The organism is Lacticaseibacillus saniviri JCM 17471 = DSM 24301, from assembly GCF_001311785.1.
GTDB classification, from domain to species: domain Bacteria; phylum Bacillota; class Bacilli; order Lactobacillales; family Lactobacillaceae; genus Lacticaseibacillus; species Lacticaseibacillus saniviri.
On record NZ_BBBX01000028.1, the window covers coordinates 1 to 20,300 of the forward strand.

The following is a 20,300-nucleotide window of genomic DNA, read 5'->3' on the forward strand; positions in this document are numbered from 1 at the left end:
AACACCAAACAGAAAGGGGCTATGAATATATAGGGTCTATAATTAAAAAATAACCCCTCAAAACGTTGTTAAAATAGCCCCCAATATCTATAATGTAGATATTGGGGGCTATTTTAATTTATTTTTATAAGTGCCCCTAAACTATAGCTATTGATTCAAGATTTCATGGGAGCCAGTTGCAACCAATAACAAAATCAATTCATCATGATCTAGCTGATAAATAACAATCCAGTTGTCATAATTTTTACCATAGTTTCCATATCTGGCAGGGTGAAATTCACGATAGCCACGCCAATTTCCTTTTAATGCATGATCTTTAATCTGTTTCAAAACAAGTACATCTTGTTCAACAATTGCTTCTAAACAAGGCTTCAAGAAAGTTATTGGGAAATGTTTTTTGACTAGTTTTTTAATTCACGTTCAAAAGATTTGGTCTGTTTAATTTGCATCTAACTTATCGATCCAATCTTCAAAGTCAGTCAATGAACCAATGTTTTTGACCTGCCCTGTTTCTGCTTCTTTTTTAGCGGCTAAGGCTTCCGGAGAATCTAAAAAGCTGACTAATCGAACTTCATTATTGGCCGCTTTAACTAACGATAAGCGTATATACTCAGAAACGGTTAGCCCTTGTTTTGCTAGATTAGCTTTAGCCCGTTCACTAATGTCAGGTGTTACACGAGTTGAAATTGTCTTGTTTTTAATAATAGTATTACTCATTCTAATCCGCCTCCTTTAAGTTTACCATCGTACTACATTATAATATTCGATTTTTAGGTTTTCTGCAACTAAATTAATTTTAAAGTAAAGGAACTAACAGCTTATGCAACAAGTTGTCTTACCCATCAAAGATTCAAATGTTCTCAAGGAGGTTCAAGATACCTTACTCAACAACTCTAAAGCTGGTCGGCGTAACTATACAGTTTTTCAAGTTGGCAAAGCGACACTGTTACGAGTTAGTGATGTCATGGGCTTAAAACAAACCGATATTTTTAATCCGGACGGTTCTATTAAACAAAATGCGTTCATTCACGACCGAAAAACGGGTAAGCCTAATACCTTGTATCTTAAACCAGTTCAAACAGAGCTCTTATTGTACCGTCAATGGCTACTTGATCATAGACTAGCCTCTGACTGGCTCTTTCCTTCCATTCAACACCCCGAGCGCCATATTACGGAAAAACAGTTCTACAAAATTATGAGTAAGGTTGGCGATCTGTTAGGAATCAATTATCTAGGGACCCATACAATGCGCAAAACCGGGGCTTATCGCGTCTATACGCAATCAAATTATAATATTGGCTTAGTCATGAATCTGCTCAATCATTCCAGTGAAGCGATGACTTTAGCTTATTTAGGCTTAGACCAGGCTAGTACCGAAACGATGCTGGATCAAATTGATTTTGGTTAGGAGACTGGCTTTATGGATTTAGATTTTGAAACCAACAAGCAGGACGCAACTCGATTGATGCGGCGTTGGAGCTTCTTGGGAAGTGTCATGTTGTCTAGATCAAGCAGCCCGGCGTCGATGTAGCGATACACAGTTGTCGTTGAAGGGCAAGCCTTGCCCTGGTCGCGATAGAAGTGTACGAAGCTATCAGCGCTGTGTACGCGCGGCTTACGAGTAAGCTCCCTGGCGAGAGCCTTGAAGAACGCACGGCCGGTCTTAAGAAAGGCGTAGTGACCGGTTCTATCGCGTTTACGGTCGTGCATGGCTTGGGCAGTTTCCGCAAGATAGACTTGATGCGAGTGACGCTTCGAGTCGAGCTGAGTTACAGATCCACGCGTGATTTCTCGTGAGATTGTCGCTTTACTGCGATGAAGCTTCTGTGCAATCACGGTCGCGGTGTCACCAGTAGCCCGAAGGGCCTGAATTGTAGCACGGTCGCTAAAACTGAGTTGTTGGTAATGCTTGTGGGTGTTAGTCTGAGAGGGGGTCATGAAGATTCCTGCTTTCTTGTTTAGCTAGCACTAACAAGAATAGGTCTTCATGGCCTTTATGGTCTAGTCGTCAGGGTGTTGCACTTGAATTGTAAACTGGGGAAAAAATTTAATCGAACAAGATCATCGATTCATTAAACGACACCGGGTGCGGTCAGCAAGTTTCCAAAGCATCCGAACCGCTAGTGCAACACTCAACGGCATTGAAGTCATCCATGCATTACGCAAGAAAACCCGACGAGAGCTAAGCCTCATCGGGTTTTCAGCCGTAGACGAATTAAAAGCGATGGTGCCAGCATAACCTACAACACCCTATCAACAACTAGGTAAAAGGCACACTCTCAGACTATTTGCACCAGAGCCTTTGATATTTTTCAGGAAACAGCAGCAAAATCAGTCCGCTTCAAGGCGTGTTCAGATTACTGCCGATATTTCCGGGGGCTCGCTCCCACCGCCCGCTTGAACGCTTTCGAGAATGTAAACGCATCCTTGTAACCCACCCGAGCGGCCACCTCATCCACCGCATTATCAGTCGTGCGCAAGAGCTGTTTCGCCTCGTCCATCCGCATCTGGGTTAAATATTGCTGCGGACTCATCCCGACAAACCGGCGAAAAAGAGTGTACAGATAGGTCCGGGACACATGCAGTGCGGTGCAGACGTCGGTGACATTGCAGCGCCGCGGGTAATTCTGGCGCATAAAAGTGACGGCCTGGTTCATCGTGGCGGTGGCGCCGACCCGTTCCTGCGCCCCTTTCCCCGGAAATTCCGTTAACAGGGTATAAAACATTGCGTACAGCTGGCTCTGGACCTGCAGCTCATTGGCCAAAGTTGCCGCCCGCCCGCTGTGCAGGCCCTGAAACAACGCCGCGAACTGCTCCTGGAAGGCACTGCCGTCAACGTGCCGCAGCCAATACTTATCCGCTAATCCGCTGCGGTCGAACAACTCCCCCAAATGCATGCCGGTCAGCCCAATCCATTCGTAGGCCCACGGGTCTTCCCCATCGGCCTGGTAAAAGCAGGGTACAGATTGCGGCAGCAAAAAGCAATCCCCCGCTCCCAGCGCCACGGATTTGTGGCCGGCACTGGCGAACCGGCCCTTCCCGGAAACAATGTAATGGAGTACGTAGCTGTCCCGCACGTTGTTTCCCCCGAACGCATAGTTAGGGCGGGTCTGCTCTCGACCATAAAAACAACGTTACAGTCTACATGTTCAATATCGACCCGCTTGTATTTAAACTCCATTCGGCTTCCTCCTAATATATCTGTCAAAATGTTCACTTATCATTATGCCATGGAATAGGCCGGCACCGCCATGTTTTTCACTGCGCATAATCCGTACACTAAGCAGTGTAGAAAGCGGTTTCACAAAACAGGAGGATTTTTCATGGCAGACTTGATTGCATTTGACGCAAAACGCAGGTATTCCATTTGCATAACCAGCAGATCAGCTACATATTCGCCATCGAAGACGGCGGTGTGCTCGGCCACTTGTACTTTGGCCAAGCGGTCGCCGGTTACCACGGTGAACGGCACTACCCCCGCAAGGATCGCGGCTTCGCCGGCAACTTGCCGGTGGCCGAGCCGGAACGCGGCTTTTCGTTAGACACTCTGCCCCAAGAAATCAGCAGTCGCGGCGAAGCAGACTTTCGCATTCCAGCCTTCGTGATTTGTCAGGCCGATGGTGCCCAAGCCGGTCGTTTGTCTATGCGAGTCACCGAATCGTCCCGGGCAAACCCAAACTGCCCGGTCTGCCTGCCGCTTATGTGGAATCACCCGATGAAGCGGCTACCTTGATCGTGACCGTTGTGGACCAGCCTAGCCGCTTACAGGCTGACCTGTACTACACCATTTACCGCGACCGGGCGGTCATTGCCCGCTCCGTGTGCTTCCGCAATCCGGCTGATCAGCCCGCCGTCACTTTGGAACAGGCTGCGTCGGTCCAACTCGACTTCCCCGCCGGCGACTACCGCGTGCTATCGCTCCCCGGCGCCCACGCCAACGAACGTCATCTCCAGAAAGAAGTCGTTGGTTACGGAATCAAACAGTTTGCCAGCACCCGCGGCACCACCAGCCACCAAATGAACAACTTCATCGCCCTCACCGCCCCGGATGCTGATGAATTCTACGGCGATGTATATGGCATCGACTTAGTTTATTCCGGCAACCACGCCCTCACGGTAGAGAAAGATCAAATCGATCAAGTCCGAGTCGTCGCCGGTATCAATCCCGCTGGTTTCACCTGGGAACTGGCCGGCGGCGCTGAATTCCAGACGCCGGAAGCCCTCCTCGTTTATTCCCACCAAGGGCTGAACGCCATGAGCCAGACTTACCACCGCCTGATTCGGGAACGCGTGGTCCGCGGCCGCTACCGCGACCAGGAACGGCCGATCCTCGTCAATAACTGGGAGGCCACCTACTTCGATTTTAATGAAGCAAAATTGCGGCCTATCGTGGATGCCGCCAAGAAACTGGGCATCGAAATGTTTGTCTTGGATGACGGCTGGTTTGGCCACCGGGACGATGACACCACCTCTCTGGGCGACTGGGTCGTGGACAGTCACAAGTTCCCGCTGGGCTTGAAGCATTTCGCCGATTACGTACATAACCAAGGTCTGAAATTCGGTCTTTGGGTCGAACCAGAGATGATTTCCAAGGATTCTGACCTCTATCGCGCCCACCCTGATTATTTGTTAGCGGTACCAGGACGAGCACCATCGCCGAGCCGCTTCCAATATGTGCTAGATTTAAGTAGGGAGGATGTACGCGCCAATATTGCCGGCCAGCTTTCTGACTTGCTTGATCAGGGTTACATCGACTACATCAAGTGGGACATGAACCGGCATCTGAGCGACATCTATTCCCACGCTTTGCCGGCTGCCCGTCAAGGAGAAGTGCTCCACCGCTATACACTGGGGCTCTACGCGTTGCTGGAAGAAATGACCACCAAGTACCCTGACGTATTGTGGGAAGGTTGTTCCGGTGGCGGCGGCCGGATTGATACTGGCTTTGCTTACTACATGCCGCAATCCTGGACCAGCGACAACACCGATGCCATTTCACGCTTAGGCATCCAATATGGTACGTCTCTGGTCTACCCGCCCAACACCTTCACCGCGCACGTGTCGGTCAGTCCAAACGAACAGACTGGCCGCAGCACGTCGCTGGCGACGCGGGGCAACGTGGCGATGAGTGCTGTGTTCGGGTACGAACTGGACCTCACCAAGCTGACGAAAACAGAACAGAAACAAGTCGCGGCCCAAGTCGCCGCGTACAAGCAGATCCGCCCGCTGATCCAATTCGGCCATTTTCTCCGGCTGGAAAGCGGCAATGATTATGCCTGGATGTTTGTTTCTGCCGACCAGAACGAAGCGCTGCTGTTTACGTTCCAACTGCTGAACAACGGCCAGCCGGCGTTCCATATCGTGAAAATGGCCGGACTGGATCCGGTAAAGCAGTATGAAGACACTGCCACCCACACCGTTTATGGCGGCGACGAGCTGATGCACATGGGGCTATATCAGCCCTTGCAGCGGCAGGACTTCACGACACACCAGTATCATTTCAAAGCGATCAATTAAGAGGAGTGGGAGATTATGAAGCATTGGTTGACAAAGATCCTCGGCATCAGCCTGTTAGCCGCCAGTACCACCTTGCTGCTCAGCGCTTGCGGCAGCAACCAGAACAGCAGTAACGGGACAACCACCATCGAGTTCTTCAACCAGAAGAAGGAAATGTCCACGACCTTGCAGCAAATTGTGACGGACTTCGAGAAGAAGAATCCGAAGATCAAGGTCAAAGTCACGAACGTCCCTAACCCGGGCGATGTATTGAGACCCGGGTGCTTGCTGGTGATGTGCCCGATGTCATTAACATCTATCCGCAAAACATCGATTACCGGGAATGGGCGAAAGCCGGCTATTTCGAAGATATGACGAAGGCCCCTTACTTAAAGAACATCAAGAACAATTACGCCCAGCAATTCGCCATTAACGGCAAGGTCTATAACGCACCGCTGACTGCCAACGTGTACGGGTTCTTTTACAACAAAACCGCCTTTGCCAAAATGGGGCTGAAAGTCCCAGAAACTTGGGCTGAATTCGAAGCCCTCGTTAAACAGATTCGTGAGCAAGGTAAGACGCCCTTTGCTCTCGCCGGGACTGAAGGCTGGACACTGAACGGTTATCATCAGTTGGCCCTGGCCACCGTTGCCGGCAGTGCGAAGAAAGCCAATCAAGTTCTGCGGTTCAGTCCGGTCAACGGCATCAAAGCCAGCAACCCGGTCATGCAGCAGGATTTCAACCGGCTTGATCTGCTGCACAAGAACAACGCCGCTCAGAATAACTGGCGCGGGGCCAGCTACAACGACGCCGTCGTGGCCTTCACCAAGGGCGATGCCTGATCATGCCCAACGGCTCCTGGGCCTATCCGGTTATTCAGCAGCAGAAACCCAAGTTTAAGGTCGGCACCTTTGCCTTCCCGGGTAAAGAAAAGGGTGAAAGCCTCACCGTGGGTTCCGGCGACTTGGCCCTGTCCATTTCATCCAGTTCCAAACACAAAGCCGCGGCTGAAAAGTTCGTGGCCTACATGACTACGCCCCAAGCGATGCAGAAATATTATGATGTTGATGGGTCGCCATGTTCTGTCATCGGTGTCAAGCAGGCGGGCATCAATTCGCCGCTGGGCGGCATCACCAAATACGCCTTTACCAAGCATCAATTCGTTTGGATGGCCCAGGATTGGACCAGTGAGAATGATTTCTTCACACTGACCACCAACTACCTGTTGAACGGCAGCAAGTCGGATTTGGTGCACGCGTTGAACGCCTTCTTCAATCCGATGAAGGCCAGCAATTAAGGAGGGGGAAAACAACATGCGTTTACAGAAATTTATCAGTAAATATTGGGGTTGGTTGTTTCTGATCGTCCCCGTCCTATTGCAGCTCATTTTCTTCTATGTGCCGCTGATTCAGGGGGCGTTCTACAGTTTTACCGACTGGACCGGGCTGACGTATAACTTCCACCTAGTCGGTTTCAATAACTACAAGATCCTCGCCACCGACCCGAAGTTCATGAAGGCCATTGGTTTCACCATCATCTTGACGCTGGCCATGATCATTGGCGAAATCGGTTTGGGCATTCTGTTTGCCCGGGTCCTAAACGCCAAGTTCCACGGCCAAACGTTCTTCCGGGCCTGGTTCTTCTTCCCGGCCGTCCTGTCCGGGCTGACTGTCTCCTTGATTTTCAAGCAGATTTTCAACTACGGCTTGCCGGCAATCGGCTCGTTCTTTGGTATCAAAGCGCTGGAAACCAGTTTGCTGGGCACCGCTGGCGGCGCCATCGTGGCCGTGGTCTTCGTCATGATCTGGCAAGGGGTGGCCATGCCCATCGTTATTTTCTTAGCCGGGTTGCAGAGCATTCCCGAAGAAATCAAGGAAGCCGCCCGTATTGACGGGGCCAACGACACTACGATATTCTGGAAGATCGAACTGCCCTACCTGCTGCCGAGTATCTCCATCGTCTTCATCATGGCGCTAAAAGGCGGGCTGACGGCCTTCGATCAGATTTTCGCCTTGACGTCCGGCGGTCCCAGCGACGCCACCACGTCCTTGGGCCTGCTGGTTTACAACTACGCCTTTAAGAACAACCAGTACGGCTACGCCAACGCCATTGCCCTGGTGCTGTTCATCTTGATCGCCATCATTTCGCTGATTCAGATCAAGGTATCCCAGAAGTTCCAGATCGATTAGGAGGATCGTCATGCAAACAGAAAAGAAAACACGCAACATTGGCAAATATATCCTGTTAACCGTCGGCGGCATCCTCATTCTGATCCCGCTGCTGGTCACCGTCTTCAGTTCCTTCAAGACCACGAAGGACATCATGGGGAATTTCTTCTCCTTCCCCAATCCCGGTACACTGGATAACTACCGGCGGCTGTTGGCCGACGGCATTGGCGGTTACTTCTGGAACTCCACGGTGATCACCGTCATCTCCGTTCTGCTGGTCATGTTCTTCGTGCCCATGGCTGCCTACTCCATTGCCCGGAACATTTCGAAGAAACGAGCGTTCAGCCTGATGTACAGCTTCCTGATTCTCGGGATCTTCGTGCCCTTCCAAGTCATCATGATTCCCATTACCGTCATGATGAGCAAGCTGGGCTTGGCCAACATGTGGGGGTTAATGCTGCTGTACCTAACTTACGCGGTACCGCAGACATTGTTCCTCTACGTGGGGTTCATTAAGATGGGCGTGCCCGAGAGTCTGGATGAAGCCGCCGAAATTGACGGTGCCAGCAAGATCACGACCTATTTCAAGATCGTCTTCCCGATGCTGAAACCGATGCACGCGACAACGCTGATTATGAACGCGTTGTGGTTCTGGAACGACTTCATGCTGCCGTTGTTGATTTTGAACAAGGACTCTAAGATGTGGACGTTGCCGCTTTTTCAATATAACTATCAAGGCCAATTTTTCAACGATTACGGACCCAGTTTCGCATCGTACGTCGTTGGGATCATTACCATCACGATTGTCTATGTCATCTTCCAGAAGAACATTATTGCTGGGATGAGTAACGGAGCAGTAAAGTAAACCATTTCACGACAGTAAAGTACGTCTCAATACGAGGCGTACTTTTTCTGTCTCCCGACCTTATTGCATGTCATAGACATCTGTTGGTAAAGTTGTACACCTCCAAGTTCCTGTGTGATGAAGAAAGGCAAGCTTAGTCAGACTCACGAGCTTTTTAACCAAACCACCCTGACGATCCCTAATATGAGCCATCCAGAGACCATTAAACCCGGTGATGAACCCGCAACGTCCATCACTGATTCGAACATAATCGTTCAAGCACCAACCTTTTACTTTCTTCGTATTCTTTTTCACTCGTTTTTGAGTAGCGTTCTTTTGCTTTCGCCCCCTGCGTGCCGTTGCTTCATGCAATGATCGTTTTTCGTCCGAAACTGATCAAACATCACAACTGAGTTTGGCTCTTCAATAATTTGTTGAATTCCACTGATTGCTACAGCATCGCGATAATGTGCTTTTGCCAAACCCAACTTTTTTCGCTGAACCGTTGTGATGTAGCCATAGGTGAAATGCGCCTCAGGAAAAGCGGTAAGCAATCGATTACGCAACATATTCATAATATGTGGCATTTTTAAGCGGTGGTATTGTCTTTTTTTGCTCAAATAGCGCATAAAGAGGGCCGCCGGCTCTATGGTTTCGATCTGTGTGACACTTAGTACATAGTGACTGCTTAAAAATTCTATAATTCAGGCAGTTAAGCTAATATATGCATTATTTCGGTATAATAAATCCATTGGAATTAGCTGTTTTCCTGCATTTTCCTTGCATTTTTGGGAACCTACTCGGAGGTTATCGTATGGTCTATCGTCACAGCCCGCTTCAATTGTCATTTGAATCCTTTGGTGCCGGTTTAAGTACCCCACTTAGCTCTAACAATGAGTGGGTCCAGTTGGCGGAGGTCATGCCCTGGAAAGCTCTCGATGAGGCATACCAATTGGAGTTCACCAAAAATGCGGGACGTGCGGCAAAACCATTTCGTTTACTCTATGGGGCAATCCTGATCCAACAACGGATGGGTTTAACTGATCGTGGGGTGGTTGCGGCAATTCGTGATACACCCGCACTTCAATATTTCATCGGGTTGTCCGAATACAAAGCGGTTGAGCCGTTCAATTATTCCAGCCTGGCACACTTTCGCAAATGAATTGCCGATATCTCCGAGCTGATTACGAATATCATGAATGATACAGTACGCGCCAAGATCGAAGCGTTGGTCCCATTCAAAGTGGACACCGTCATCACGGACGCAACCGCAGTGCCAGTCAAAATCAAGTATCCTCAAGACACCGTCCTCCTCAACCAAGCAAGGCTGAATCTTGAGGCGATGGCGATCGATATGGCACACCAACTTGGTGTGCCAAACCCACGCATGTACAAACGCGAGGCGAAGCATTGTTGGACCTCATTTTCACGACATCCAAAGCAACAGCGTGGTGGCTTTCATAAACAGGTCAAGGCCCAACTTCAATATGTGCGCCGTGATTTGCGGTACATCAACGAATTCATCGATCAGGGTGCGACTCTACCAGATGAACAAGCGATTCGCTTAGGCGTGATTCGAATTCTATTTGACCAGCAATGGTACATGTATACCCACAAGACTCACCACGTTGAAGACCGAATTGTTAGTCTCCAACAGCCGTATCTTCGCCCAATTCAACGTGGTAAGGCCAATGCTAAAGTTGAATTTGGGGCGAAGATTGACTGTTCGTTAAGTGAAGGCGTAGTCGACATTGAACGTTTTGATTTCACCGCATTCTCTGAGGGCCAAGACTTCGCGGAAACTTTAGACCACTATTACGACCTTCATGGACATTATCCGGATGAAGTACTGGCCGATACGCTGTACCGTAATCGGGAGAACCTAAAGCTGTGTAAGGATTTGGGTATCCGAATCTGCGGCCCGAAGCTTGGCCGGCATCCAAAACACGTTGATGCAGCGAAACGGCGTGAGGATACTGATGCCGAGAATCGAAGAGGTACCATTGAACGCCGGTTTGCTTTTATGAAGGGCACGCTGGGGCTTGACTTGATGAACACTCGGACAGCTGAATCACTGGCCGTCAAGATTGACGCGGCCATCGTCTTGAGCAGTGTGCTGACCCTGTTAAGGGTATTTGCTATACCAATTTTAATTTTGGCTAAATTCGAGGGTGAGGCCTATCAAATTCGCTATAAATTTACTACAAGGGTCGAAGATATGGTGGCCTAGTTCAACAGCCACTACCTAGGCAGTTACGAGCAGCATTAATTGAAGAGTTTGAGATGTTACAAAATTTGCCGCCGGAAGAATTATTAGCCAGACGTCAAGCTCGCTTCCGCAAGTTTTAAAAGCCCCATATGGGCGCAAGCTTACTTTGGGTTAGTGTAATATCGTATCACAAATGGACTATTCCGTGATTTAATTCGCAAACAAGAGAAAGCCAAGCGCAAAAAGTGCGGGCCCTCCTTGCGTGAAAATAATCTTTTATTTGCTGTTACAGAACCGAACAGCGCAGCAATTACAACAAAACCTATAAATAGGACTTGGACGTGAAGCGAAGCCATACCAGTGAGACCATATCGGGCGTATACGATACCGACGCCAACGAAGCCATTGTATAGGCCTTGGTTGGCCATTGACATGCGTGCTTCTTTAATTGCCAAGTATTTCTTCGACAAGTCGAAAGCGTTGCGTGCTATTTTAGTTTGCGTGCCAAACATTTCAAGCAACATAATGAGCAACGCCTCTACTGCGACAAATATAACAAAACATCTTTCAAAATAATCATCATGATCCTCCTAGTATAGGAAAGGGCTATGAATTGCGCGTCTAAACCACCTTACAAATGTGAACGGCTCTGGTGCAAAGTTTGCCTGGCAACTTCATTCTAGTATACTGAGTGACAAGAAACGAGGGATTGTGTGCATGAATTACTTTAAAGGACGCCACTTTCAACAGGATATCATTATAGTAGCCGTTGGCTACTATTTTAGGTTCAGTCTCAGCTACCGTGATATCGTTGAATTGCTACGTGATCGCGGGGTTAGTGTACATCACACCACGGTCATGTGTTGGGTTCATCATTATGGTCCCATCTTTAAGGCTTTATGGCGCCAACATCAAACCTCCCATACCAAAAGTTGGAGGATAGACGAGACTTACATTAACGTCAAAGGTCATTGGACTTATCTGTATCGTGCAATTGATAGCAACGGTCTGACGCTCGACTTCGAACTGCGAAAGCATCGTGATTATGCGGCAGCCTATCACTTTTTGAAACGGCTTTTGACGACCAATGGTCGTCCTGATCGCTTAGTCACCGATCAATATCGAGCAACACTTAAGGCAGTGAAGCACCTGATGAAACAAGACTACTTGAGCAAATCAGCACACCAATGTTCCAAGTATCGAAACAATTTAATCGAACAAGATCATCGATTCATTAAACGACACCGGGTGCGGTCAGCAAGTTTCCAAAGCATCCGAACTGCTAGTGCAACACTCAGCGGCATTGAAGTCATCCATGCATTACGCAAGAAAACCCGACGAGAGCTAAGCCTCATCGGGTTTTCAGCCGTAGACGAATTAAAAGCGATGGTGCCAGCATAACCTACAACACCCTATCAACAACTAGGTAAAAGGCACACTCTCAGACTATTTGCACCAGAGCCAAAAAAGATCTCCCATACGAGGAGATCTCCAAAGGATAGAAACTATCCTTCAACACCATTTGACAAACTTCCGTATCTTTCTTGGAACTGTGGCCGGGCATGGTCATGATCGGGATCACGAACGCCATCGTCAATCCGGTGCTGAACACTGCCGGTATGGCTGGCGTCGCGCCCCACGAGATGGGCATGGCCTCTGGACTGCTCAATGTCTTCCGCCAATTTGGCACCACTGTGGGGGTCGTTGGCCTGGGCTTGATCCAGAACAACAGTTACATGGCCCATCTCAACACGGCGTTGCCCCAGGTAAAAATGCCGACGCAGGCCTTGAACGGCATTAAGGATGCCCTAATCAATGCTGGACCGTTCTCTGGCCACACCATCGCCTTTTCTGCGCGGTTAGCAAAAAGTCCCTTTGCCCACCAGATCCAAACCATTGTCGTGCGGGCCTTTGATAATGGGATGATCGCATTAACGCTGACAGCGGCCGTCATTGCGCTGATCGGTGCTTTAGCCGCGGTACTATTGTTGCGGACTCACCAGCAATCGCAAAAGTTGGATTTGAAAGCAGCCAGAAACTAATCCGCATTCTTGATGCAGGTCGCATTTCCTTCTAAAATAGAGAGACGCTATTTCTGAACAAGAAAGGAACTGGGCCATGCCACTGTTGGATAACATTAATCGCGTGCTGAACATTGGCGCCCTGATCGTCATTATGGTGACCTTCATGTGTGCTTACCGCCAACTGCTTTCCACCGCCGTCAGCCTGCTGATTTCTGCTTTCTGGCTCTTTGGCAGTCTGCAACGCTTGGCCCAAGCCTGGACCTTTCCTAACCTTTCGAACACCTTGCTCACGTTGGGCTTGCTGATATGGCCCACCTATTCCAACTGGCAAAACACCCGCTTGATGCGGGATAACCGCTGGCTGACGTGGAATAATCATTATCAGCGCCGCCATTTTCCAGCGGTGATGGAAATCTTCAAGACTAAATTGACCGAATGGCAGCCGCTCATTAGTACCGAAGATGACCAGCGGGATTGGCAACGATTCGCCGACACCTTTCAAAAATCATAGCGCAGGCCGCCAAGGATCGGGACGGGGCGATGCTGAGTAATGCCATGTATCAGATGTTTGACGATAAGTTATTATTGCATCCCGGTGTCAACCCCTTGAGCGCGCATGAAAAAGACCTGTTGTCCCACTACGTCGGCTTCTAGGATGCCGGGCCGTTCAATGACTACAACATCAGTATGATTGAGGACATGGACGATCAGGAACGCCGCATCATGACCAAAGTACTGAACGTGACCGTGGGCATCACGGGGGCAGGATTGATCTTCATCGCGTTGTGGCAGATTGTGTTGTGAAAGGTACCAAAAAAGCTTCGTCAAGTCCTCCGAATGGATGGCACTGACGAAGCTTTTTAACTTTTACACGGCGGGGGCATTCACTGCTTTTGCGACCAAACTCTTCGCCAGCAGCAAGCTGCCCACGATCCCCGCATCATTCCCCAATCCCGCGTGGACAATGTAATTGTCCACGGGCGGTGTATCCACATATCCATTGAGCTGGGTAATGAAGGACGACCGAATCAACGGCATGAGCTGTTGCTGGTTAGCCACACCGCCGCCAAATACGATCATCTCCGGTGCTAGGGTCAACGTCAGATCAACACACGCTTGGGCTAAGTAATACGCCTCCACCTGCCAGAACGGATCGTCCCGTGTGATATCCCGCCCTGGGCGACCGTTACGCGCCGCAATCGCCGGCCCCGCCGCGATACCCTCCAAACAATACTGATGATAAGGACAAACCCCAGCGAAATGATCATCCGGTAATGTATGCATCAACAAGTGGCCTACTTCAGGGTGGCTAATGCCAGAATAAATCTGGCCATTCGCAATGATACCTGCACCAATTCCGGTGCCTACCGTGATGTACACCAGGTTCTTCTTGCCCTGGGCAGCACCCGCCAGCATTTCACCATAAGCGGCCACGTTCACATCGGTGGTCCAATAGATGGGAATATTCAGCGCATCCTGCAACCGCGGCAGAAATGGATAGTCTGCCCAACCAGGTTTCGGTGTCTTCTTGATATAGCCATAATCCACTTGTTGCGGATTCACGCCGATGGGCCCAAATGATCCAATGCCCAGCGCCGTCACCGGATGTTGCATGAAGAAATCAATGATTAACGGCATCATTGTTTCCGGTTGTGTTGTATCCAGATTCTTTCGGACGACGATTTTCAAATCATCATCGGCGACTGCCAGCACGAACTTCGTGCCGCCCGCTTCAATACCACCAAACATCATTCATACCTCCTCACATATCAAACGACTGCACGGTCAGTTGATTGGCCTCGCCAGCGTATTTCAACGTATCAATCGCTGTTGGGAAAAAGAACACCAGACTGGCCACAGCCGCCCCATCACTCGCAAAACTTCCAACGCGCTGCGGTCGAGTACCAAAGTTAATGCCCCCTGACCGGTCGGCGTCTTGATTGGTAACTGGCGCTGCTCCAAGTCACAGTGCACCTGCAATTCCAATGTGTCTGCGGTCGTCTGGCGCAATTTGACAACCCCATCGGGACTCTCTAAATCAATGCTTTGTCCCACTGCCAGACCTTTCTTCAATGTCAAAATACTAGCCACAGGGATTGACCGGGTGGCCGTCTCCGCCAAAGTCATGGTTTGTAAAGCCGCCCCAGTCACTGCCGGTGTCTGGCGCAATTGACCATCCACCATCGTTAAGATCCGCGGAATGCCCATCTGACCGTTCCAGTTCTGGTCATGGTCTGCCAAGTAATTGACCATTTCCGCATGGCGCAGCCACGGAATCACGATGCGCCGACCGTTGTGCTCAAATGATTGTGGGGCATAGAAGTCCAAGCCTTGATCCAGTGGTTGTAAACTATCCATCTGGAAAGTCTTTGTCGCCCAGTCCAGCTTACCCAACGCGATCTGGACCAAGTGCGGTTCCTCATTGGGCATGATCGCGCTGAATACCAACGCATCCTGCCCGCCGATCGTGAAGAAGTCGGGACATTCTGTCATCCGGCCTAATTCGGGCAAGTTCGCCAGCAAAGACGATGTATACTGCCAATGCAACAAGTCCTCTGATTCATAAAGCAGAATCTGCCCGGCACCATCCACGGCCGCCGCAATCACTGCATAAAAGCGACCCGCATGGGTGAAGACTTTTGGGTCTCGAAAATCCGCAGGATCACCGCCGGCGGGCAACTGTGCCGCTGCCAGAACCGGATTCTTTTCATACTTCGTAAAATGAATACTATCATCCGACCAAGCGATGTTCTGCGTTTCCGTCACAGTGCCGTCCTCAGCCACTACATGCCCCGTGTACATTACATACAATCGGTTGTCATGCACAATTGCCGACCCCGAAAACACACCGTTGCGGTCATATTCTTCGTCCGGGGCCATGGCGATGGGCAGATCTTCCCAATGCACCAGATCCTTGCTGCGGGCATGGCCCCAGTGCATCGTATCCCAGTTGGCCCCATAGGGATTGTGCTGGTAATACAAATGGTAATACCCCTGATAATAAATCAACCCATTGGGATCATTGAGCCAACCATACGGGGCTGCAAAGTGAATTTTCGGTCGATACTGCGCGGCTACCTGGGCCGTATTTTCCTTGGCAAACTTCTCTGCCGCTTGAATTGTCATTGTCACTGCTACTTCTCCCCCGTTCCAGACGCGCCCATACCTTGAACCAGGTATTTCTGGAAGAAGACATAGACAATGATCAACGGAATCGTGGAAATCGTCAGTATTGCCATGACCTGATTCATGTAGACGGGCTGCGTATTATTGATATTCGTAATCGCCACTTGTAACGGGAACCGATTGGAATCCGTTAACACCATGAGTGGCCAAATATAGTCATTCCAAGAGCTGATAAAGGATAACGTCCCGACTGTCGCAATCGCCGGTTTTGCCATCGGCAGCATGATCCGCCAGTATATCGTGAACATGCTGGCGCCCTCTAGCTGGGCCGATTCAATGATGTCATCCGAAATGGCATCGAAGAAGTTCTTGAACATGTAGATGTAGAAAGGCGCGGCCAGTGACGGGAAAATTACCGCCAGCGGCGTATTCAAGATACCCATGGAGCGGACAACTTGGAATTTCTGGATAATGATCGTCTCACCAGGAATGACTAACAAAGCTAAGAGTAAACCAAACAACATTTTTCGACCACGGAACCGGAATTTAGAAAAGCCGTAGCCTGCTAATGAATTGACGATGATCGAGCCAATCGTCACGGACAAGCCGTAGAAGATACTGTTCAACAAGTAAATGAACACGTTGAACCGCGATAACAGTTCGCGATACGCGGTCCCCCAGCTACCAATGTCGAAGGACGGCAAGAAGGCTTTGATTCCGCCGATGTCTTTATAAATCGCCGCTTCCGGCTTCATCGACGAGACCAGCATCCAGACTAACGGAAACAGGAACAATAGCGCCAGCAAGGTGATTAAAATTGTGCTGATAATCGTGTTAGCCATTTTTTGTAATTGTGATTAGGCATTATTGTCACCTCCGGTAATCTTCCGCTGGCAAATCGTGAAGATAATGATCGCCAGGCCGTACACCATGGTCATGGCACTGGCATACCCCAGACTCCGGTCAGTAAAACCGGTGCGATAGATGTAGTATACCGGTGTGATTGTGGAATCCATCGGTCCGCCTTGGGTCATGACCATTGGTTGAATGATCAGCTTGAAGGCATCGATAAAGGTTGTGGTCAAAATCATCACGGATGTGGGCTTAAGCATGGGCAAAGTGATATGAATGAAACGTTCCCATTTGTTGGCACCATCAATGGTGGCCGCTTCGTACACATCAGAAGGGATATTTTGCAGTCCGGCCAGAAAGATCAGCATCTGATAACCAGCGCCTTGCCAGGTGGAAATGCCGATAATCGCGAACATTGCTTGATTGGGACTGGTTAGGAACGGTTGGGCTTTGATGCCGAATTGTGCCAAGATCCCGTTGAGCAGCCCCTGTTCTGGATTCAAAATGTAGAGCCAAAGGACAGAAGTGACAACCAAAGATACCACGACTGGGGCAAAAATGAGATCTTGAAAAACGTATTGCCCGGTCGCTGCTTATGGACAATCAGGGCCAGCCCTAATGCTGTTCCGACTTGCAGCGGCATCACGAACAGCACAAACTGCCCGACGTTAACACTCTTCCAAAAGATTGGATCACCCAAGAGTTTAAAGTAATTACCCAGACCAATAAACGTCTTGGCCTGGGGGAGCCAACATGTTGTAATCCGTTAATGAGTAATAAATAGATAGTGCCGCCGGGACAAACAGAAACAGCGTCAGCAGTAACAGTGCCGGAGCAACGTATAGCCAGGCCTGTTTAGAACGGACAGAAAGCGTACTGCGCATTGTTTTTCCTCCTTTTTAGCCAAAGAAACAGCTGCGGGGCCACGCCTCGGCGAAGCAGCGCAACTGTTTCAAAAAACTACTTCAAGTACTGTTGAATTTCCTGCGCTTGTTTCTTCATCAATGCGCTAATATCTGGGTTCTCTTTATAGTAGGTGGCCTTAGTCACTGTCTCGGCAAAGGTTCGGGATACTTGCGGATACTTCACCAATACTGGCCGTGCATGGCCGCTCTCTTGGTTTTGCTTAATTAAGAAACGCATGGGTTCAGTCACTTTACTCATCATTTCATCGGATACACTCTTCCGAGCAGGCAGTACAGTATTTGCCATACTGGTCCGATACATTTGGGCCTTGGCACTCAGGAAATCGATCAACGCACCAGAGGCTGCGGTCTTAGTCGTACTGGCGCTCATGGCATACTGCCAGCTGCCAGTGGGAGAAACCAACTTCTTGGTTTTCGGTGATACCGGATAAGGTAAGATTCCGTAGCTAATGTCTTTATACTGTTTATCGAGTTCTTGAATCGTCCAGGAGCCGGACATCAACATCGCATATTTACCAGTTTGGAATCCTTTTTGCTTCGGGCTGATTGTGGTATAGCCGTTCTTGACCACGTCTTGGATTTCTTTAAAGGCGGATTGCGTGGCCGCAGAATCAAAGTAACCCACGGCTTTTGTTCCGGCTTTGTTGGTGATGTTACCGCCAGCAGACCAAACGAACGGGGCCAAGGAATAGATAGCCATTTCAGAATGATCGGAAAGCTGCATGTCGATAGCTGGGCCTTGATACTTCTCCTTCAATTTCTTGAGGATGGCGTTGAACTGGTCCCAAGTCCAGGGCTTGTCTAAAGTGGGTAACTCAGCCTCTGTAATGCCGGCGTCTTTGAACATTTTCTTGTTGTAATAGAAGCCGACACCAGATTCAGAATAACCCACGGCATATAATTTGCCCTTATAGGTCCCTTGATCGATGATGCTAGGTAAAATGTCGCTCTTCTTCGTAATGTACTTACCCAACGGTTGAATGATCTTCGATTTCGCATAAGCCGCCGTGTTCGGGCCATCCAGTGTCAACACATCCGGTAAACTGTTGGAGTTTAACGCCGCGTTGATCTTGTCTTCATAACCGCCGCCGGAACCACTCCGGGGAATATATTGGACAGTGGCTTTGTACCCTTTTTATTCTCCTTGTTGAAGGCCGCAATGTTTTGTGCCATGGCCTTACCTTCTGGATCTTCTTTAGAAAATTGCACCCACATCGTCACATTCTTATCGTCTGCACCGCTGCTGCTTTTACCTGCTGTACAACCGGCTAAGGCAACCACAGACAGTGCTGCAGCTGCCACGAGCATGCCAAGTTTCCACTTTTTCATCATGATACCCCCTGAATGATTTTTAATTGGTTATTTTGAAACGTTTCATTCTATGCTCGAAGAATAGCATTGGTAGCGGTTACTGTCAACACGTTTTTGAAACGTTTCCAAATTAATCGATAAAAAGGAACATGTCACATTGGCTTAGTGGTTTTGCCTTCGCGAAATTCCACTGGAAGCACTTTGATCTCTGGCAAGACATCTGGATTCTTGATCTTCGTCATCAAAATGTCGACCGCAGCCTGGGCCATTTCTGCCACCGGTTGGGCAATCGTCGAAAGTCCGGACGGTTCATCCTCCGCCATGCGAATGCCGTCAAAACCGATCATCTGGATATCTTCCGGCACTCGAATGCCCTTCTGTTGGAGAATTCTGCGCACTTGCAGAAGCATAAAGTCATTGACACAAAATAGACCATCCAAATTAGGCCGGCGCCGTAACAAACCATCCAATAATTTGGGCAAATCATGAATCGGTTCCGGTTCAAAAATCTCGTCATTTTCCAGCCCAGTCTTAGCTAAATAAGCCTGGAAGCCGTCACATCGCCGGGTCGTTTCGTTCTTGAATTGAGAATACCCAGCAATATAAGCGAGCTGCGTTGCGCCATGTTTGATCAACTGCTCCGCGGCCATTTGGCCGCCCGCAAAGTCATCCGACGTGACGTAAGAAATATCTTCCGTAAAGTACCGGTCGATACTGACAAAGGGCAGGTTGGAGGAAACGTACTGGTCGATCTCGCTATACGTGATACCAATGATCCCCGCCACCTTGTTTTGCGCCACCATTGAATGTAGGCCCGCTCTTTTTCAGAATCCGACTCTGAATTACAGAGCATCAGCTTGTAGTCGAGCTGGTACAAGGCCTTTTCCACGTAATGCGCAAATTCAGAGAAAAAGGATGCCAAATGGTGGGCAGAATCAAGGCAATGGTTTGGGACGAATTTGTCTTGAGGCCCCGGGCATAGTCATCTCGCACGTAATCCAGCTGCTTGATGGCGGCCTGCACCTTTTTCATCGTGGCCGGCTTCACCCCGGGAGCGTTGTTGATTGCCCGGGATACTGTCCCGAGACTGACCCCTGCCACCCGGGCTACATCTTTCATCGTCGCCATCATATACACCTCCGCTTGTTCGGCTCATTGAACTCTAAGAAACATTATAGCATAGGCGGCACTGCAGGACCGTTTTCGTCCGCAAAGTCCGAACGAGTTCATGCTTTGTTCCCACGAAGTTCTCGTTTTCAGAAAACGTTTTTGTTATATTTTCGGGTCTAGAATTTTGGTGTTGGAAAGTATTTCCATTCCAAAAGTACTAGGCCCTTTTTGATA

General features: G+C 49.3%; 13 protein-coding genes and 10 pseudogenes. 10 read left to right on the forward strand and 13 right to left on the reverse strand.

The window, feature by feature from the left end:
* Positions 1-147: 147 nt before the first annotated feature.
* Positions 148-449 (reverse strand): annotated as a pseudogene (locus JCM17471_RS11920) (type II toxin-antitoxin system YafQ family toxin).
* Positions 439-717, reverse strand: coding sequence for a plasmid mobilization protein (locus JCM17471_RS11925; protein WP_003625288.1), 279 nt, complete (start codon positions 715-717; stop codon positions 439-441). The pseudogene JCM17471_RS11920 and the gene JCM17471_RS11925 overlap by 11 nt, the downstream one beginning before the upstream one ends.
* 103 nt (positions 718-820) lie before the next feature.
* Between JCM17471_RS11925 and JCM17471_RS11930 the strand changes: the two genes are divergently transcribed.
* Positions 821-1,408 carry a site-specific integrase gene (locus JCM17471_RS11930; RefSeq protein ID WP_054778044.1) on the forward strand — a complete coding sequence of 196 codons (588 nt, stop codon included), beginning with the start codon at positions 821-823 and terminating at the stop codon, positions 1,406-1,408.
* 56 nt (positions 1,409-1,464) lie between these two features.
* On the opposite strand, the pseudogene JCM17471_RS11935 reads toward JCM17471_RS11930, so the two are convergent.
* Positions 1,465-1,938 (reverse strand): annotated as a pseudogene (locus JCM17471_RS11935) (helix-turn-helix domain-containing protein); the annotation flags it as partial.
* Between the two features lie 106 nt (positions 1,939-2,044).
* On the opposite strand from JCM17471_RS11935, the pseudogene JCM17471_RS13595 reads away from it, so the two are divergent.
* Positions 2,045-2,239: pseudogene (locus JCM17471_RS13595) on the forward strand (IS6 family transposase); the annotation flags it as partial.
* A 118-nt stretch (positions 2,240-2,357) separates the two neighbouring features.
* Here the strand turns inward: JCM17471_RS13595 and JCM17471_RS16090 are convergent.
* Together JCM17471_RS16090 and JCM17471_RS16095 are read right to left on the reverse strand one after the other, a co-directional pair.
* Positions 2,358-2,726 (reverse strand): helix-turn-helix transcriptional regulator, encoded by a 369-nt coding sequence (locus tag JCM17471_RS16090; RefSeq protein ID WP_369395881.1) that lies wholly within the window; start codon positions 2,724-2,726, stop codon positions 2,358-2,360.
* A 15-nt stretch (positions 2,727-2,741) separates the two neighbouring features.
* Positions 2,742-3,116 (reverse strand): annotated as a pseudogene (locus tag JCM17471_RS16095) (AraC family ligand binding domain-containing protein); the annotation flags it as partial.
* 207 nt (positions 3,117-3,323) lie between these two features.
* Here JCM17471_RS16095 and JCM17471_RS11945 point away from each other — a divergent pair.
* The 4 genes and pseudogenes from JCM17471_RS11945 to JCM17471_RS11960 all read left to right on the forward strand — a co-directional run bounded on the left by JCM17471_RS11945 (position 3,324) and on the right by JCM17471_RS11960 (position 8,529).
* Positions 3,324-5,517: pseudogene (locus JCM17471_RS11945) on the forward strand (alpha-galactosidase).
* Positions 5,518-5,532: 15 nt separating this feature from the next.
* A pseudogene (locus tag JCM17471_RS11950) lies at positions 5,533-6,793 on the forward strand (extracellular solute-binding protein).
* 16 nt (positions 6,794-6,809) lie between these two features.
* Positions 6,810-7,685 carry a carbohydrate ABC transporter permease gene (locus JCM17471_RS11955; RefSeq protein WP_027828239.1) on the forward strand — a complete coding sequence of 292 codons (876 nt, stop codon included), beginning with the start codon at positions 6,810-6,812 and terminating at the stop codon, positions 7,683-7,685.
* 10 nt (positions 7,686-7,695) lie between these two features.
* Positions 7,696-8,529: a carbohydrate ABC transporter permease gene (locus tag JCM17471_RS11960; RefSeq protein WP_054719172.1), complete on the forward strand. Its 834-nt coding sequence runs from the start codon at positions 7,696-7,698 to the stop codon at positions 8,527-8,529.
* Positions 8,530-8,819: 290 nt separating this feature from the next.
* Here the strand turns inward: JCM17471_RS11960 and JCM17471_RS11970 are convergent, their stop codons facing one another.
* The gene (locus JCM17471_RS11970; RefSeq protein ID WP_054778046.1) at positions 8,820-9,137 is read right to left on the reverse strand and encodes a hypothetical protein; all 318 of its coding nucleotides are present in this window, start codon (positions 9,135-9,137) and stop codon (positions 8,820-8,822) included.
* 185 nt (positions 9,138-9,322) lie between these two features.
* Here JCM17471_RS11970 and JCM17471_RS11975 point away from each other — a divergent pair.
* Positions 9,323-10,738: pseudogene (locus JCM17471_RS11975) on the forward strand (IS5-like element ISLca2 family transposase).
* Positions 10,739-10,878: 140 nt separating this feature from the next.
* On the opposite strand, the gene JCM17471_RS11980 reads toward JCM17471_RS11975, so the two are convergent.
* Entirely contained in the window at positions 10,879-11,241 is a 363-nt protein-coding gene (locus JCM17471_RS11980; protein ID WP_173578944.1) for a DUF1304 domain-containing protein, read from the reverse strand.
* Positions 11,242-11,434: 193 nt separating this feature from the next.
* Between JCM17471_RS11980 and JCM17471_RS11985 the strand changes: the two genes are divergently transcribed.
* From JCM17471_RS11985 to JCM17471_RS15585, 3 genes are all read left to right on the forward strand, one after another.
* Complete coding sequence (locus JCM17471_RS11985; RefSeq protein WP_054778047.1) at positions 11,435-12,118, forward strand: IS6 family transposase; 684 nt, start codon at positions 11,435-11,437, stop codon at positions 12,116-12,118.
* Positions 12,119-12,285: 167 nt separating this feature from the next.
* Positions 12,286-12,759, forward strand: coding sequence for an MFS transporter (locus JCM17471_RS11990; RefSeq protein WP_162208395.1), 474 nt, complete (start codon positions 12,286-12,288; stop codon positions 12,757-12,759).
* A gap of 76 nt (positions 12,760-12,835) precedes the next feature.
* On the forward strand, positions 12,836-13,252 hold the full coding sequence (locus tag JCM17471_RS15585) for a hypothetical protein (protein WP_054778049.1): 417 nt from the start codon (positions 12,836-12,838) through the stop codon (positions 13,250-13,252).
* 356 nt (positions 13,253-13,608) lie between these two features.
* Here JCM17471_RS15585 and JCM17471_RS12000 read toward each other — a convergent pair whose 3' ends face one another.
* From JCM17471_RS12000 to JCM17471_RS15590, 6 genes and pseudogenes are all read right to left on the reverse strand, one after another.
* Positions 13,609-14,493 carry an ROK family protein gene (locus JCM17471_RS12000; RefSeq protein ID WP_054778050.1) on the reverse strand — a complete coding sequence of 295 codons (885 nt, stop codon included), beginning with the start codon at positions 14,491-14,493 and terminating at the stop codon, positions 13,609-13,611.
* A 60-nt stretch (positions 14,494-14,553) separates the two neighbouring features.
* Positions 14,554-15,867 carry a glycoside hydrolase family 32 protein gene (locus tag JCM17471_RS12005; protein WP_225354298.1) on the reverse strand — a complete coding sequence of 438 codons (1,314 nt, stop codon included), beginning with the start codon at positions 15,865-15,867 and terminating at the stop codon, positions 14,554-14,556.
* Positions 15,868-15,875: 8 nt separating this feature from the next.
* A complete protein-coding gene (locus tag JCM17471_RS12010; protein WP_054778052.1) occupies positions 15,876-16,709 on the reverse strand; it encodes a carbohydrate ABC transporter permease in 834 nt (277 codons plus the stop codon).
* Positions 16,710-16,724: 15 nt separating this feature from the next.
* Positions 16,725-17,603, reverse strand: a pseudogene (locus tag JCM17471_RS12015) (carbohydrate ABC transporter permease).
* Positions 17,604-17,679: 76 nt separating this feature from the next.
* A pseudogene (locus JCM17471_RS12020) lies at positions 17,680-18,977 on the reverse strand (ABC transporter substrate-binding protein).
* A gap of 131 nt (positions 18,978-19,108) precedes the next feature.
* Positions 19,109-20,087, reverse strand: a pseudogene (locus tag JCM17471_RS15590) (LacI family DNA-binding transcriptional regulator).
* Positions 20,088-20,300 lie beyond the last annotated feature (213 nt).

Bases quoted from the DNA above. Each gene is read 5' to 3' on its own strand.
- JCM17471_RS12010 (WP_054778052.1), bottom strand. From the start codon at position 16,709: ATGGCTAACACGATTATCAGCACAATTTTAATCACCTTGCTGGCGCTA.
- JCM17471_RS11985 (WP_054778047.1), top strand. From the start codon at position 11,435: ATGAATTACTTTAAAGGACGCCACTTTCAACAGGATATCATTATAGTA.
- JCM17471_RS12000 (WP_054778050.1), bottom strand. From the start codon at position 14,493: ATGATGTTTGGTGGTATTGAAGCGGGCGGCACGAAGTTCGTGCTGGCA.
- JCM17471_RS11990 (WP_162208395.1), top strand. From the start codon at position 12,286: ATGATCGGGATCACGAACGCCATCGTCAATCCGGTGCTGAACACTGCC.
- JCM17471_RS12005 (WP_225354298.1), bottom strand. From the start codon at position 15,867: ATGACAATTCAAGCGGCAGAGAAGTTTGCCAAGGAAAATACGGCCCAG.
- JCM17471_RS11980 (WP_173578944.1), bottom strand. From the start codon at position 11,241: ATGTTGCTTGAAATGTTTGGCACGCAAACTAAAATAGCACGCAACGCT.
- JCM17471_RS15585 (WP_054778049.1), top strand. From the start codon at position 12,836: ATGCCACTGTTGGATAACATTAATCGCGTGCTGAACATTGGCGCCCTG.
- JCM17471_RS11955 (WP_027828239.1), top strand. From the start codon at position 6,810: ATGCGTTTACAGAAATTTATCAGTAAATATTGGGGTTGGTTGTTTCTG.
- JCM17471_RS16090 (WP_369395881.1), bottom strand. From the start codon at position 2,726: ATGTTTTATACCCTGTTAACGGAATTTCCGGGGAAAGGGGCGCAGGAA.
- JCM17471_RS11960 (WP_054719172.1), top strand. From the start codon at position 7,696: ATGCAAACAGAAAAGAAAACACGCAACATTGGCAAATATATCCTGTTA.
- JCM17471_RS11930 (WP_054778044.1), top strand. From the start codon at position 821: ATGCAACAAGTTGTCTTACCCATCAAAGATTCAAATGTTCTCAAGGAG.
- JCM17471_RS11970 (WP_054778046.1), bottom strand. From the start codon at position 9,137: ATGCGCTATTTGAGCAAAAAAAGACAATACCACCGCTTAAAAATGCCA.
- JCM17471_RS11925 (WP_003625288.1), bottom strand. From the start codon at position 717: ATGAGTAATACTATTATTAAAAACAAGACAATTTCAACTCGTGTAACA.